11 protein-coding genes and 4 pseudogenes are annotated in these 14,400 nt (G+C 57.2%); 11 read left to right on the top strand and 4 right to left on the bottom strand.

What is annotated here, in order from left to right; genetic code table 11:
- Positions 1-30: 30 nt before the first annotated feature.
- The 5 genes from ACW9UO_RS17715 (at position 31) to ACW9UO_RS17735 (ending at position 5,413) form a co-directional block, all read left to right on the top strand.
- Entirely contained in the window at positions 31-1,605 is a 1,575-nt protein-coding gene (locus ACW9UO_RS17715) for an ABC transporter substrate-binding protein (RefSeq protein ID WP_457088856.1), read from the top strand.
- Between the two features lie 80 nt (positions 1,606-1,685).
- Positions 1,686-2,693 (top strand): ABC transporter permease, encoded by a 1,008-nt coding sequence (locus ACW9UO_RS17720; protein WP_457088857.1) that lies wholly within the window; start codon positions 1,686-1,688, stop codon positions 2,691-2,693.
- Positions 2,690-3,580, top strand: a complete 891-nt coding sequence (locus ACW9UO_RS17725) for an ABC transporter permease (RefSeq protein ID WP_457088858.1) — start codon at positions 2,690-2,692, stop codon at positions 3,578-3,580. Before ACW9UO_RS17720 ends, ACW9UO_RS17725 begins: the two co-directional genes overlap by 4 nt.
- Positions 3,580-4,614 carry an ABC transporter ATP-binding protein gene (locus tag ACW9UO_RS17730; protein ID WP_457088859.1) on the top strand — a complete coding sequence of 345 codons (1,035 nt, stop codon included), beginning with the start codon at positions 3,580-3,582 and terminating at the stop codon, positions 4,612-4,614. Before ACW9UO_RS17725 ends, ACW9UO_RS17730 begins: the two co-directional genes overlap by 1 nt.
- Positions 4,607-5,413 carry an ATP-binding cassette domain-containing protein gene (locus ACW9UO_RS17735; protein WP_457088860.1) on the top strand — a complete coding sequence of 269 codons (807 nt, stop codon included), beginning with the start codon at positions 4,607-4,609 and terminating at the stop codon, positions 5,411-5,413. The genes ACW9UO_RS17730 and ACW9UO_RS17735 overlap by 8 nt, the downstream gene beginning before the upstream one ends.
- A 94-nt stretch (positions 5,414-5,507) precedes the next feature.
- Here ACW9UO_RS17735 and ACW9UO_RS17740 read toward each other — a convergent pair whose 3' ends face one another.
- A complete protein-coding gene (locus tag ACW9UO_RS17740) occupies positions 5,508-6,098 on the bottom strand; it encodes a hypothetical protein (protein WP_457088861.1) in 591 nt (196 codons plus the stop codon).
- 233 nt (positions 6,099-6,331) lie between these two features.
- On the opposite strand from ACW9UO_RS17740, the pseudogene ACW9UO_RS17745 reads away from it, so the two are divergent.
- Positions 6,332-6,777: pseudogene (locus ACW9UO_RS17745) on the top strand (IS21 family transposase); the annotation flags it as partial.
- A 74-nt stretch (positions 6,778-6,851) separates the two neighbouring features.
- On the opposite strand, the gene istB reads toward ACW9UO_RS17745, so the two are convergent.
- Complete coding sequence (istB, locus tag ACW9UO_RS17750) at positions 6,852-7,580, bottom strand: IS21-like element helper ATPase IstB (RefSeq protein WP_457088862.1); 729 nt, start codon at positions 7,578-7,580, stop codon at positions 6,852-6,854.
- A gap of 93 nt (positions 7,581-7,673) precedes the next feature.
- Positions 7,674-9,184 (bottom strand): annotated as a pseudogene (gene istA, locus ACW9UO_RS17755) (IS21 family transposase); the annotation flags it as partial.
- Positions 9,185-9,380: 196 nt separating this feature from the next.
- Between istA and tnpA the strand changes: the two are divergent.
- The 5 genes and pseudogenes from tnpA to ACW9UO_RS17780 form a co-directional block, all read left to right on the top strand.
- Positions 9,381-9,758 (top strand): IS66-like element accessory protein TnpA, encoded by a 378-nt coding sequence (gene tnpA, locus ACW9UO_RS17760; RefSeq protein ID WP_457085816.1) that lies wholly within the window; start codon positions 9,381-9,383, stop codon positions 9,756-9,758.
- Positions 9,755-10,102 (top strand): IS66 family insertion sequence element accessory protein TnpB, encoded by a 348-nt coding sequence (tnpB, locus tag ACW9UO_RS17765; protein WP_457085817.1) that lies wholly within the window; start codon positions 9,755-9,757, stop codon positions 10,100-10,102. Before tnpA ends, tnpB begins: the two co-directional genes overlap by 4 nt.
- Before the next feature lie 62 nt (positions 10,103-10,164).
- Entirely contained in the window at positions 10,165-11,778 is a 1,614-nt protein-coding gene (tnpC, locus tag ACW9UO_RS17770; protein ID WP_457087087.1) for an IS66 family transposase, read from the top strand.
- Positions 11,778-12,074, top strand: a complete 297-nt coding sequence (locus tag ACW9UO_RS17775) for a hypothetical protein (RefSeq protein ID WP_457085819.1) — start codon at positions 11,778-11,780, stop codon at positions 12,072-12,074. The genes tnpC and ACW9UO_RS17775 overlap by 1 nt, the downstream gene beginning before the upstream one ends.
- A 25-nt stretch (positions 12,075-12,099) precedes the next feature.
- Positions 12,100-12,866: pseudogene (locus ACW9UO_RS17780) on the top strand (transposase); the annotation flags it as partial.
- 201 nt (positions 12,867-13,067) lie between these two features.
- Here the strand turns inward: ACW9UO_RS17780 and ACW9UO_RS17785 are convergent.
- A pseudogene (locus ACW9UO_RS17785) lies at positions 13,068-14,359 on the bottom strand (IS110 family RNA-guided transposase).
- Positions 14,360-14,400 lie beyond the last annotated feature (41 nt).

The following is a 14,400-nucleotide window of genomic DNA, read 5'->3' on the forward strand; positions in this document are numbered from 1 at the left end:
GCCCCCCGCATTCCCAACATGGAGAAACCGATGAAAACTGCTTCCCCCCTCAATCTGACCCGTCGCAGCCTGTTGGCTATGGCCGGCGCTGGTCTTGCGACCACTGTCTTTCCCAAAGCGATGTTGGCTCAGAACTCCGCTGTCATGGTCATCGCGTCCGGCCAGGATATCCCGAATTTTGACCCCCACACCGCGACGGGCTATTCGGCGTCTTTCTTTATGCGCAACGTCTACGATCCACTGGTGCGCGTGTCTGGCAACCCGCCCGAAGCCACGCCAGCGATTGCGGCTGACTGGGAAGTGAGCGAGGACGGATTGGAATATACGTTCAATCTCAACCCGGACGCGAAGTTCCACAGCGGCAACAAGGTCACAGCAGAGGACGTGGTCTATTCCTTCCAGCGGGCCCTGCGGCTTGCCAAGGGCAACTCGTGGATGATCCGCGATATCGTCACTCAGGACGGTGTTGCCGCCATTGACGACGGAACGGTCAAGTTCACCCTCGCCGTGCCATTCGCGCCCTTCCTTCAAGTGTTGCCTTGGGTGTTTATTGTCGAGAAAGCTGTCGTCGAGGCCAATCTGGGTAGCGATGACGGGCAAACCTGGCTCATGACCAATACGGCGGCGTCCGGACCTTTCACCGTGGCGCGCTACCAACCCGGTACGCTCTACCACCTCGCGCGGGCGGACACCGCTTGGCAGGCAGGTGGCGGTAACCTTGCTGGTGTCATCTGGCAGATTGTGCATGAAACCGCGACCCAGCGCCTGATGGTCCAGCGGGGCGAGGCACAAATCGCTGTGGATGTGACCTCTGAGGATATGGACGCTTTGGCAGATGCGCCCGGCGTTGTGCGGATACTCGAACCCGAGTACCGGACTTTCTCGATCAAGATGAATACCGAAAATGGCCCCTGTGCAGACATCAACATGCGCAAGGCAATCTCTTATGCCACCAACTATCAAGCCATCCTTGACGCAGCGGGCTATGCCGAACTTATGACGGGGCCTTTGCCGGGAGGCATTTTGGGCTTCAACCCTGATCTGTCGGTCTATCGAATGGATCTCGAAAAGGCGAAAGAGTATCTTGCCATGACCGAGACACCGGAGGGCGGGATCAAGTTGCGGATGGTCCACGTTTCCGGGCTGGAGCAACAACGGCGCTGGGCTTTGATCATGCTCGACAGCCTGAAGGCGTTGAACATTGAATTGGAGATCATGCCGATGAACTGGCCCGATATGGTTGCCGCCAGCCAATCGCCAGAGACCTTCCCTGATCTGTTCCCGGTTTATCAAACCGCGAACTATGGCGACCCCGACAACATCGCATTTGCAGCTTATCACTCCTCGCGCAACGGCGGTTGGCAAAACGCTGTCTATAACAACCCCGAGGTTGATGCGTTGATCGAGGCTGGCCGCGCCGAGGTAGACCCTGCCAAGCGCGAAGAAATCTACCGCAAGTTTCAGGACGTCGTTGTTGCTGACGCACCGGATATTTTCGGCGTCCTTGAAAAGCGGCGGTTGGCGATGCGGGACACTGTGAAGAACTACACCTTCACGCCCGTCGCTTCCAACGCGATTGAGGTTTTCGGCCTGTCGATGGAGTAAGCCACTCTTTTAAAAAACGGGCGGGCCGATCAAATTGGCCCGCCTGCACAGACGGAATGCGCCAGAAAAGGGCTTGCCCGATGCTTCAATTTATTCTGCGACGATTGCTGATGTTGATCCCGGTGATCATCGGCCTGACGATCATCATGTTTGCCATCGCGCGGATTTTACCAGGCGATCCTGTCGGTCTCGCTGCGGGCCCGAATGCGACGCAATCCGAGATTGACGCGCTCGCTGCTGAATTTGGTCTCGATCAGCCGGTTTGGGTGCAATATTGGACCTACGTCACCGGGTTGCTGCACGGCGATCTGGGAACGTCGCTGCTGACCCGCAGACCGGTTGCCACCGATATCGCCGCCTATCTGCCTGCGACCTTGGAACTGGTGCTTGCCGCGATGGGATTTGCCATCGTTGTCGGAATTCCGCTGGGGTTGGTGACTGCGGTTTGGCGCAACAAATGGCCCGACTACCTGAGTCAGATCGGCGCGATTGGCGCTATTTCGATGCCGCGCTTCTTTCTGGGCCTACTGCTGCAACTGTGCTTTGCGATGTGGCTGATGTGGCTACCTTTGGGCGGGCGCTTGCCTATTATCGTTATCCCGCCGCCCAACATCACTGGGTTTCTGACAGTCGACAGTTTGCTGGCCGGTGACTGGACGACCTTTACTTTGGCTTTGCGCCACCTTGCATTGCCGGCGATCGCCATGTCGCTGTCTCCCTTAGCAACCATCATGCGCATGATGCGGTCTTCGACCATCGAGGTGATGCAGCAAGACTATGTGATGACCGCCCGCGCACTGGGTTTGGCGCCGCGTTTGATCATCACCAAATACGTCGCCCGAAACGCTGTATCGGCCACGCTGACCGTCATAGGGCTGTATTTTGGCTGGCTCTTGGGCGGCACCGTTCTGGTGGAAACCGTGTTCGACTGGCCCGGGCTTGGTCTCTACGCCACGAAGGCCATCGTGAGCCAGGACATGATGCCGGTAATCGGGGTTGCGCTGGTGATAGGTCTGCTTTTCGTGATCGCCAATCTGATCATTGACGTCCTCTATGGCGTCATCAATCCTAAGGTGCGCTACTCATGACCGACGCTGTCTCAATCGACGACCTGGCACCGCCAAAGCATGACAAACTGCGTCGCGGATTTTTCAGGTTCCGGCAAAGCAAGCTGTCTCTGCTGGGAGGTGTCCTTGTTGCTATGGTGCTGTTTTTCAACGTCTTTGGAGCAGTTCTTGCGCCCTACCCCGAGCATATCGCTGGCGGGGTCGACACCGCAAACCGCTTTATTGCCCCAACTTGGGCCTATCCGTTTGGCACGAATGAGCTGGGTCAAGATGTTCTGTCACTCGTGATGGCAGGCACCACAGTGTCTGTGCTCGCCGGGTTTGGCGTGGTTCTGATCGGATCCATAATTGGGACGGTAGTAGGCGCAGTTGCAGGCTTTGCTGGCGGCTGGGTCGATGAGGTGCTGATGCGGCTGACCGATCTGACGCTGACCATTCCGGGCCTGATCCTTGCAATGGCCATCGCCGCAGCGCTTGGTCCGGGGTTTGGCAATATGGTCATCGCGATTTCGCTGTCCTGGTGGCCCGGCTATGCGCGGCTTGTTCGGGGCGAGGTGCTTGCCGCGCGCGAAGAAGTCTATGTGACGGCAGCACGGGCAATCGGTGCCACGCCCCGGCGCATCCTGTTCCGCCACATCCTGCCCAATACCGTGTCGCCGATTATCGTGAAAATGTCGCTGGATATGGGCTTTGCCATTCTGACTGTCGCCGGGCTGGGGTTTATCGGTATTGGCGTGCGGCCACCAACCCCCGAATGGGGCACGCTCCTGTCAATCTCGCGGTCGTACATGCCGGACTACTGGTGGACAGCAATGGCCCCTGGCATGGCGATGTTCGTGGCGGTCTTTGGCTTCAACTTGCTTGGCGACGGCCTGCGCGACGTTCTTGATCCGAAAGCGAGACGCTGATGACCGCTCTGCTCGAAATCCGCGATCTGCACCTGCACATGAGCAGTTATGAAGGCAGTGCGCATGTTCTCAATGGCATCAACCTGACCGTAAACAGAGGAGAAATCTGGGGTCTCGTGGGGGAAAGCGGCTGCGGCAAGTCGCTTACGGGGCTGTCGGTTTCCCGTCTCGCGCCCTCGCCTCCTGCGACCTATGCAAAGGGCGAGATACGGCTGGAAGGCACCGATCTTTTGACCCTCGGGCCGCATGAAATGCAAAAGTTGCGCGGCAAGCGTATCGGCATGATTTTTCAGGACCCGACAACCAACCTGAATCCGGCTTTTCGCATCGGTGAGCAGTTGAACGATGTGGCGCTTGCGGCCGCATCGCAGGATGACACCATCCTTGATTGCCCTCCGGGCTCGGGCAAACGCACCCGTCGTGCGGCTGCGCTGCGCCTTGCGGGTGAGATGTTGGAGAGGGTCGGCATTCCCAACGCGCACGCGCGACTTTCCAGTTATCCGCACGAGTTTTCTGGCGGAATGCGGCAACGGGTGCTTATCGCGATGGCAATGATCGGGCGCCCCGACCTTCTGATTGCGGATGAACCGACAACGGCGCTGGATGTCTCGGTTCAGGCGCAGATCCTGAAGCAGATCAAATCCAACGTGGCCGAATACCACATGGGTGTGGTGCTGATCACTCACAACCTCGGTGTTGTGGCCCAGACCTGTAGCCACGTCGCGGTGATGTATGCGGGAAACATCGTCGAAAGCGGACCAGTTGCCGCCGTCATCGGTGCCCCTGCGCACCCTTATACGCGGGCGCTGCTCTCTGCCATTCCGACAAAGACTACCAAGCGCGGCGCCTTGAAAGGGCTTGCGGGGACCGTACCAAACCTGCTGCAACCGCCCCCCGGATGCCGCTTTGCGCCGCGCTGCGCCTTTGCACAATCCGCTTGTAGAAATGTCACCCCACCGCCCGAAACTGTCGGGCACAACCACAGCGTCGCCTGTATCCGCGCGGCTGAAATGGAGGTACGGATCGATGCTTGATGCCACGCCGATGCTTGAGATTGATGACGTCAGCAAGATCTATCCCGGCCGCCGCGGAATGTTCGGAAAATCATCCGAAGTACACGCGCTGACCAATGTATCGCTGTCGGTGATCCGGGGAGAAAGCTTTGGCCTTGTCGGGGAAAGCGGCTCAGGAAAAACCACAATGACACGGTCCATCCTGCAATTGGAGAAACCGACGTCGGGCGCAATCCGTTTTCAAGGCAAGGATATGGCCCATCTCTCACCGCTTGAGTTGCGCCAATTGCGCGCCCGCATACAGATCGTGTTCCAGGACCCCTATGCATCGCTCAACCCGCGCATGTCGGTCCATGATATCGTGACTGAGCCGATGCTCATTCATGTGCAATCTCTGGGTCTGAACGCGCGGCAACGCACTGATCGCGCCGCAGAGCTTCTGTCCTTGGTTGGCCTTGGCCCCCAGCATTTACGCCGCTATCCGCATGAATTCTCAGGCGGCCAGCGCCAACGTATCTGCATTGCACGAGCGCTCGCCTCCGGTCCTGAACTTTTGATCCTCGACGAGCCCACGTCGGCGCTGGATGTCTCCGTTCAAGCCCAGGTGCTAAACCTGCTTTTCGATTTGCAAGACAAACTCGGCTTGACCTATTTCTTCATTAGCCACGATCTTGCGGTCGTCAGATACCTCTGCGACCGCGTTGCCTTGATCTTGCACGGCAAGATTGTCGAAGAAGGGAGCAGCGACGAGATTTTTGACAATCCGAAAAGCGACTATGCCAAAATGCTGATAGGCGCGATGCCCGAAGTGCGGGTTTGACGCTCAGGTTATGAGCTATGCCCGAAAGTTGACGGGGCGGTAAAAAGTCGATTCATTTACCGCGCTGGATCGACTATATTTTAGCATGTTTACTTTACGCGATAGAAGGACGAGTGATTTGTTTGATCGCTGGTCTGAAATGGGCGAGAAGCGTCGACGGCTGCTGGATCGTTCTTGGGCGGGGGTGTTCCGAGACCACCTTCTTGATGATCTTCCGATCGATGAATTGTTGCCCCATTTTGATGATCGGTTGGGTCGCCCGTCGAAGGATTTGCACAGGCGCGTTTCGATCTTGCCACATGCAGAGAATGCCCCGACAGGGCACGCTGTCCTGTGCAGGCTGAGAAACACGAGGGGCAATTCGCTCGCTTTCAATACACGCCAACACGGGCCGAAAACCAGAAACGACGACTTTACGAAAGCAGCTGCGCATTCCGAGAAATCTATCGTTGGCGCGCTGGCATCGAAGCGACGATGTCACGCCTGAAATATCAGATGAACCTTGCGCATTTGCGAATTCGGGGCATGCCAGCCATGCGATACACGGCCAATCTGCGCGCCCTCGGCCTGAATATCCGCAGATGTGCGGCAGTTCAGGCATAAAGCCAAGCCCGTCGGACTGATCCTCGGCGCTGGCATGAAAGCAAAGGGTAATTGCGTTATCGAAAAGTGCGAGAATGGGCACCACCAACGCTCGGACAGTCACTTTCTACCGCCCCGTCGAAAGTTCGTGACGGCGTGTGCGCATTCTGGGGTGATCCGGCCACCTATACCGATAGCATCCGGCCACCCGTACCGATTTAACCCGGTCACTCAAACCGGGGCATCCGGCCACCCCTGATTTGGGATTTTGGCGTCTGTTTTGAGGCAGTCTTTAACTGGCTATCTTGCCGTTCATGTTGAATGGGAGGTGGCACGATGCAGAGATTGTCGATGCGCAAGATACGGGAAGCCCTGCGGCTTCGAGTAGATGGATTTTCAGGGCGTCAAGTGGCGCAGTGCCTGTCGCTGGGTCGTGCGACGGTGTCGGAGTATTTCCGGCGCGCAGATGTGGCCGGTTTGGGCTGGCCTTTGCCCGATGATCTGTCGGATGTTGTCCTTGAGCAGCGGCTGTTTCCGCATAAGCCGGGCGCTTCGACGCGGGCAATCCCTCAACCTGATTGGGCGTATGTTCACGCTGAACTGCGCCGCAAGGGTGTGACGCTGGCACTGCTTTGGGAAGAGTATCGCGGCGTTTATCCCGACGGTTACGGTTATACCGTTACTGTGAACTCTACACCCGCTGGGAGGGGCGCTTGTCGCCAGTGATGCGCCAGCGGCACCCTGCGGGTGAACGGCTGTTTGTCGATTATGCAGGACACACTTTTTGTTGAATGTCATTGAGAACTGACCCGGTATTGTCACCGAGATTTGACCCGCCTTTATTGTTTATCAGCAGTTAGGTTTTGGTCAATGTTGGCGTCTCCTTTGTGGTTTTCTTTGCTGCCTCTGAACTGGCTTTGAAGCGGTAGCTATCGTTGCCTGTTTCGAGGATGTGGCAGCGGTGCGTGAGGCGATCGAGGAGCGCTGTTGTCATCTTTGCGTCACCAAAGACCTGCGCCCACTCACTGAAGCTGAGGTTGGTCGTGATGACGACGCTGGTGCGCTCGTAGAGTTTGCTCAGAAGGTGGAAGAGGAGCGCGCCGCCGGACGGACTGAACGGCAGGTAGCCAAGCTCGTCGAGGATGACCAAATCGATCTTGGTGAGCATCTCAGCCATTTTCCCGGCCTTTCCGAGGGCCTTTTCTTGCTCCAACGCGTTGACGAGTTCGACGGTGGAGTAGAAGCGCACCTTGCGTCTGTGGTGCTCAATTGCTTGGACGCCGATTGCGGTGGCGACATGGCTTTTGCCAGTGCCAGGTCCACCAATCAGAACGACGTTTTCCGCGTTCTCTATGAACGCGCCGCGATGGAGCTGTCGGACCGTGGCTTCGTTGATGTCGCTCGATGCGAAGTCAAAGCCTGCGAGGTCCTTGTAGGATGGGAAGCGCGCAACTTTGGTATGATAGGCAATTGATCGCACTTCCCGTTCGGCCATTTCCGCCTTGAGCAGTTGGGACAACATAGGTGTGGCGGCTTCAAACGCGGGCGCACCTTGTGCAACCAAGTCATCGACCGCGTGCGCCATGTCGCACCAAAGGTGCGCCAATATAGATGCTCGCCTTTGGCGAGACGCAGCTTGAGACTGCGCAGCATGATGACGATGGAGGCTCCTGCAGGATCATGACGCATTGCGCTTTCCTCCTGCCTGTCTGAGGTCGTCGTAGCGATCCACATTTGCTTTTGGGGCCGTTTCTAAAGCGAGGGCATCTGGTGGATCGATCTCTGGGTGATCTGTCTGCTTTGGGTCAATCAGCCTGTGCAGCAGGTTCAAGATATGCGTCTTGGTTGGCACCCCTGGCTTCCAGTGCCAGTTCAACTGCTCGCAAAACTGCGCTCTCATCATGGTGCAAAACTAAGGACAGGATATCGACCATCTCGCGATCTCCACCTTCCTTACGCAGCATGTGGTTTTGCAATCGACAGAAGATGTCCGGCATCTCTGTAAACGGCGCACCATTGCGGAGTGCTCCCGGCTTGCGTTGGATGACCGCCAGATAATGGCGCCAGTCGTAGATGACCTTGCCTGGCTTACGATGAGAACGATCGATAATCCGGTCATGGGTGCAAACAGTCTGACCCTCTGCAACAAGGACAAGCTGTTCTGGATAAACATGCAGGCTCACGCGCCGGTTCGCAAAACTGGCTGGGACGCTGTAGCGGTTGCGCTCGAAGGTGATCAAACAGGTCGGAGACACGCGCTTGCTGTGCTCAACAAAGCCATCGAAGGCTGGCGGCAGAGTCATCAACGTTGGCTTCTCTGCGGCCCAAGCATCAGCGACGGTGCCCGGTAACGCGCGATGCGCGGTCTCGGACCAAAGGGCTATACAACGGTCTTCAAGCCACTGGTTCAGTTCCTCCAGATCCTTGAAGACAGGCATGACCTGCCACAGCCGGTTCCGGGCATCGCGGACGTTCTTCTCGACTTGGCCACGCGCCATTGTTCTTGAACCAATGGCGAACAAAAGCGCGTTCCCAGCCCGCCGCCGGATTGCAGAACTCAGGTTCAAAGACGTAATGGCTGGCCATCGCTTTGAAGCGCGCATTGATGTCGCGCTGTTTCCCGCGACCGACACGATCTACGGCCGTCTTCATATTGTCATAGATGCCTCGTCCCGGAACGCCGCCGAACACGCGGAATGCATGCCAGTGGGCATCGAACAGCATCTCATGTGTCTGTAAAGGATAGGCCCGAACAATAAAGGCGCGGCTGTGTGAGAGCTTGGTGTGTGCCACTTGCAACTTGACGCGTTCGCCGCCGATCGTGGCCCAGTCTTCGCTCCAGTCGAACTGGAACGCCTCACCCGGTTGGAACATCAAAGGCACAAATGTCCCGCGCCCGGTCGCTTGTTCTGCGCGATGCCGATCAGCCCGCCATGCACGCGCAAAAGCGGCAACGCGCTCATAGGATCCATCGTACCCGAGCTTAACCAGATCTTCATACATCAGCTTAACGTTGCGCCGCTCTTTCCGAGATTTACGGGTCTGCGCCAAAAGCCATGCCGACAACCGATCCGCGTAAGGATCCAGCTTGCTTGGCCTCGACGGTGTCTTGAACGTCGGTTCGGCCGCGCCTTCACGCAGGTACTTCCGGATAGTGTTGCGAGACAAACCCGCGCGCCGCGTGACCTGCCCCCCGAAACGTCCCTCACTTTAATGTAGAGTTTGCTCAACCTTCGAAGGAGCAAACACATGCGACAGAGTCGTTTTACTGAAGCCCAGATTATTGGTAACCGCTCCGTTGCTACCGCCTGCCTGATTTTGGCGTGATGGGCTAAGACACGTGCATAACGACGTCGTTTGCGACGTGTCTTATGCGGGGGTGTTGATGCGGGGTGAAATTCTTGGACTTGAGCGGCGGCGGCGGTGGAGCGATGAAGAGAAGCTCGGGATCGTCATGTCGGTCGGGATCGATAATGCGACAGTGACGCAAGTTGCGCAGCGCCATGATGTGACACGGCAACAAATTTATGCCTGGCGCCATGATCTGAAGAAGAAAGGGCTTTTGCCGCCGGAGAGCGGCGTGCTGTTCCTTGCTGTCGATATTCCACCCGCGCACCGCGTTCCCGCCATCTCCGAAGCGTCCCCCGGAGCAGAGCCCAAGCCGGTCGAATTGCGTCTACGCAGCGGGCGCTGCCTGCGCTTTGACAGCAACATGGACGCGGCGTTGCTGACGCTGCTGATCCGAGCGGTGGAGGCGGCATGATCGGCCCGGGGACCGGCGTTCGGGTGTATCTGGCCTGCGGCGTCACGGACATGAGGAAGGGCATCGCCGGTCTGGCAGCTCTGGTCCAAGATGTCTTGCGCCAGAAGCCGACAGGCGGTGCGGTTTTTGCCTTCCGGGGGCGCAGGGGCGACCGGCTGAAGCTTCTCTATTGGGACGGTCAGGGGTTCTGCCTCTATTACAAAGTGCTCGAACGCGGTCGATTTCCCTGGCCCGCAGCGACAGAGGGCGCGGCGCGGCTGACCTCGGCGCAGTTGGCAATGTTGTGGGAAGGGATAGATTGGCGTCGCCCGAACTGGGGCGCACCACCGGCTCGAGTTGGGTGAATTATCCGCCTGATTAGCCTTGTTTTTATGGCGCTTCCACTTGCGCCATGGTAGTTGGACGCATGTCAAACCATGTTGTAAATCTTCCTGATGATCCCGCTGTTCTGAAGGCAATGATCGCTGCTTTGCAGGCAGAGAATGCCAAGATATCGGCCACGTTGCGTGTCCATGACCAACTTGTTCAGGCACTGCGTTTGCGGATCGCCAAGCTGCAGAAACTGGCCTTTGGCAAAACGTCGGAAAAGATCGAGCGCGAGATCGAACAATTGGAACTGGCGCTGGAAGACCTGTTGGTCGCTGTCGCCGAAGGGGATGATGACCTCATCGATGAAGGTCAGAATGAGCCAGCACCCGATGAGACGGCAGTTCCGAAGCTCCGCCGTCGTCCGCGCGTCTCTGACGCAACGCCGCGCGAGCGTCGTGAACTCGATCCTGGCACTTGCTGCCCTGATTGCGGTGGTGATTTACGTGTAGTGGGCGAGGATGTCAGCGAACTGCTTGATATGATCGCAGCCCAGATGAAGGTGATCCAGATTGCCCGCATCAAAAAGTCCTGTCGTCGCTGCGAGAAGATGGTGCAGGAGCCCGCTCCAAGCCGCCCGATCCCCGGCAGCATGGCGGGTCCGAACCTGCTGGCCCATATTCTGGTCTCAAAGTTTGACGATCATCTTCCTTTGTATCGCCAGCACGAGATCTTTGCCCGCATGGGCGCAGATATTCCCGAAAGCACGCTTGTCAGCTGGTGTGGACGTGCCATGAAAACCCTCCAGCCGCTTATCGAGCGGATCGAGGCTGATATTATGGGCAGTGATCTGCTGCATGCGGACGACACGCCAATCCGTGTGCTGGACCGGTCCTTGCGCGACAAGGGCCTCGGCAAGGGCGTAAAAAGGGGCCGGATATGGGCCTATGTTCGTGATCAGCGCCCATGGGCGGGTTCAGCGCCACCGGGGGCGATCTATTACTTCGCCCCGGACTGGAAAGAAGAGCATGTTTTGCGGCACCTCTCGGAAGGCTGCGGCATCCTGCAGGCTGACGGTTATAAGGGGTATGCCAAGCTTTATGACCCAGAACCGGACGGAACCACGCGCTTCCGCGAGGCCGCCTGTTGGGCGCACCTGCGACGCGACTTCCATGACGTCTGGGCATCCACCAAATCCGAGATCGCCCGTGAAGCGCTCGACCGGATTGGGGCGTTCTACGATATCGAGCGCGACATCGCAGGCCAGCCTGCCGATCTGCGCCTTGCCGCGCGCCAAAAGCTGAGCAAACCGAAGGTCGAAGCCTTCCTCGCTTGGTCGGAACAACAGCTCCTGCGCATCCCCGGCAAAGGCGATCTCGCCAAGGCATTCCGCTATGGTCTGAGCCGTCAGACGCCGTTCTGCTTGTTCCTTGAGGATGGCCGCGTGGCAATCGACAACAACCCGGCCGAACGCGCCCTGAGACCGATTGGCATAGGCCGCAAAAATTGGCTTTTTGCCGGGGCCGATACCGGTGCGGAAACCCTTGTCCGGGCCATGACGCTCGTTGAGACCGCCAAGCTCAACGGCCTCAATCCGCAGGCCTATCTGGCCAACATTCTCGACCGCATCCATGATCACAAGATCAACCGTCTCGACGAATTGCTACCTTGGAATTGGGTGCCCGTTGGAACCGCGCAATCGAAGGCAGCCTGATGGCAGCAGTGACGCATGTTTGCACAATCGCCCACGTCGCGAAAATGCTTGGCGAAGACCAAGACCTCCTCGAGGCAATCATCCGCAACGATGATAATCTGACCTACGGCAGCATCATCCGCATCTATACAGGGCAAGAGGAGGGCATGACTGGCCTCACCGATTACGGCATCGAAGAGCTGGCTGACATGATCAGAGAAGCACGCCTGACAACCCAGACCTGGCACGACTTCCTCGACGACTTTGTCGATGACACCGACCTTGTCGCCCGGATCAAGGCAAAATCACCGCGGTAGCAACGGAGCGGTTACGATTATTGGGATGATTAAAGAACAAGAAGCTGGGATGCCGACGGCAGAGGTGTGTCGTAGGCATGGGCTGAGCCCTGCGTCGTTTTACAAGTTCAAAGCCAAATATGGTGGCATGAACGTGTCTGACACCCACCGCCTGAAGTCGCTGGAGGATGAGAACGCGAAGCTGAAGCGTCTGCTGGCGGACACAATGTTGGATAACGTTGTCCTGAAGGATTTGCTGGGAAAGAACTGACGACACCGAATGTGCGACGGTCTGCGGCACGCACGGCAATGCGGGATCATGACATCTCGCAACGTCGGGCGTGCAGGCTTGTTGGTGTCGATCCCAAGACTGTCCGGCGTGATCATCCGCCGGACAATCCTGAAGTTCGCGAAGAGATGAAAGCGATTGCCAGCAAGCGGCGTCGGTTCGGTTATCGCCGGATCGGCGTGCTGTTGGAACGCAAAGGCATGATCATGAACCACAAAAAGCTGTATCGGCTTTATACTGACGAAAAGCTGGGCGTCAGGCGGCGAAGGGGCCGCAAGCGCGCACGTGGGTCGCGCACGCCCATGCCGGTGGCCTTGCGGCCAGGTGAACGTTGGTCGCTGGATTTTGTGTCTGATACGTTTGGTGCGTCACGCAAGTTCCGCATGCTGGCTGTGAACGACGATTGTTGCCGCGAGAACCTCTGTTTGATGGCTGACACCAGCATCTCGGGCGCTCGTGTCGCGCGGGAACTTGACGCGCTTGTCCGTATTTATGGAAAGCCTGCCTGCATTGTCAGTGATAACGTCCTATGCGCGGAATGATTGGCTGATTTGGCATCAGGTTATTGTCGCATCGAGATGTCTCAACACGTTTGAAGCATGGCCCAGTTTGGCGTTTTGGTCAACGAACTGTCTCTCCCATAACAAACACAGAGTACGCTGTTGCGGCTCTCACCGTCCTTAAGACGAGATCTTCGGTCGTTGAGCAGAAGGCCTAAACATTATCTACGAGGTCAGAATTTTGCCTCCACGGCAACTACAGAGAAAGGTCCTACTGCTGTCGATCACCCCTCTAAGAAGGGGCGATATGGTTCACCGTTTTTGATGATCCCGTGAACGGTTCGGGCCATCTTCGCGGCGATTGCTGTATACGCCTTGCGGCGCAAATGGGTGTTGTGACGGTCTTTGGCGATGTAGCGCTCGAACTTGTCACGGAAGCTGTTCGTCTTTTGAAGAATAGCAACTTGTCCGGCCATCCAGAGGGTACGCCGCAAACGCGCGTTGCCGTATTTTGAGAGCTTGGTCTGGCCGCGGAATGTTCCCGATTGGATGGTGGCGAGGTCCATGCCGCAGAACTTCAAGAACTGGCGATGATGATTGAAGCGGCGCAAGTCTCCAGCTTCGGCAAGTATGGTCAGGGCGTTGATTGGGCCTATCCCTGGGACAGATGTCAGCAGCTGATAGTCAGGTAAATCTTGGAGCAGTTCGACGGCGCGGCGTTCAATTTGATTGCGTTGTGCGATTAAGCCGCGCCCCTCACCGAGAACCAAACGGAACATGCTAACCGCGTCTGAGTCTGGGCCGACAGGCAAGCCAACAGATGTTTTGGCAGTCTCGTAGATATCTGTAAGTAAACGTTCTTTTGCAACTTTACGGCCCACGACATCCCAGGCCTCAGCGATGAACGCATCCCTATCCATCGCCGAGATCAAATGGGGTGACGGATAACGTTCCAGAAAGGCAAAGAACCAATCTCCGCGTGAACTACGGTGAAAGCGGTCTGCCTCGGGGAAATATAGCGGCAGATAATGTGTCAGGATGCGGTGCCATAGTTCGGTTTTGGACTTGGAAACGATGTCATGCGTCTTTGAAAGTTCCTGAATGTCATTGGTGCCGCACGCCAGTGGGTCATGGTAGAACTGGGTGTTCCCGATCTCCATCATGTGCAGGATAACTTGGGCATCCTTCGGATCATTCTTGTCCCAGCTGTTATGAAGGGCCTCACGTGTACGAGCCAATGACACCGAAGAGACCAACTTCATCTCAAAGCCTGCTGCCGCCAAATGATAAGCTATGGCACGGTGGTAATTGCCGGTGGCCTCGAAAGCGACCCGGACGGGCAGTCCGTAACTGGCCAATGATGCAATCAAGCGCTTGAAGTCGTCCAGTTGGCTGAGCACGGTCAATCTACGGCGTCGCTTCTTGCCCGGAATGGCAATCAGAACTTCATGACGCGCCTTTGCTATATCGATCGCAACCAAAATGGTCGCGTTCTGTGTAATACTTGTCTCGGTCATAGTCGGTCTCCTTTGCAGTGTGGTTTGTGCAAAACCACTGT

The organism is Marinovum sedimenti, from assembly GCF_054052205.1.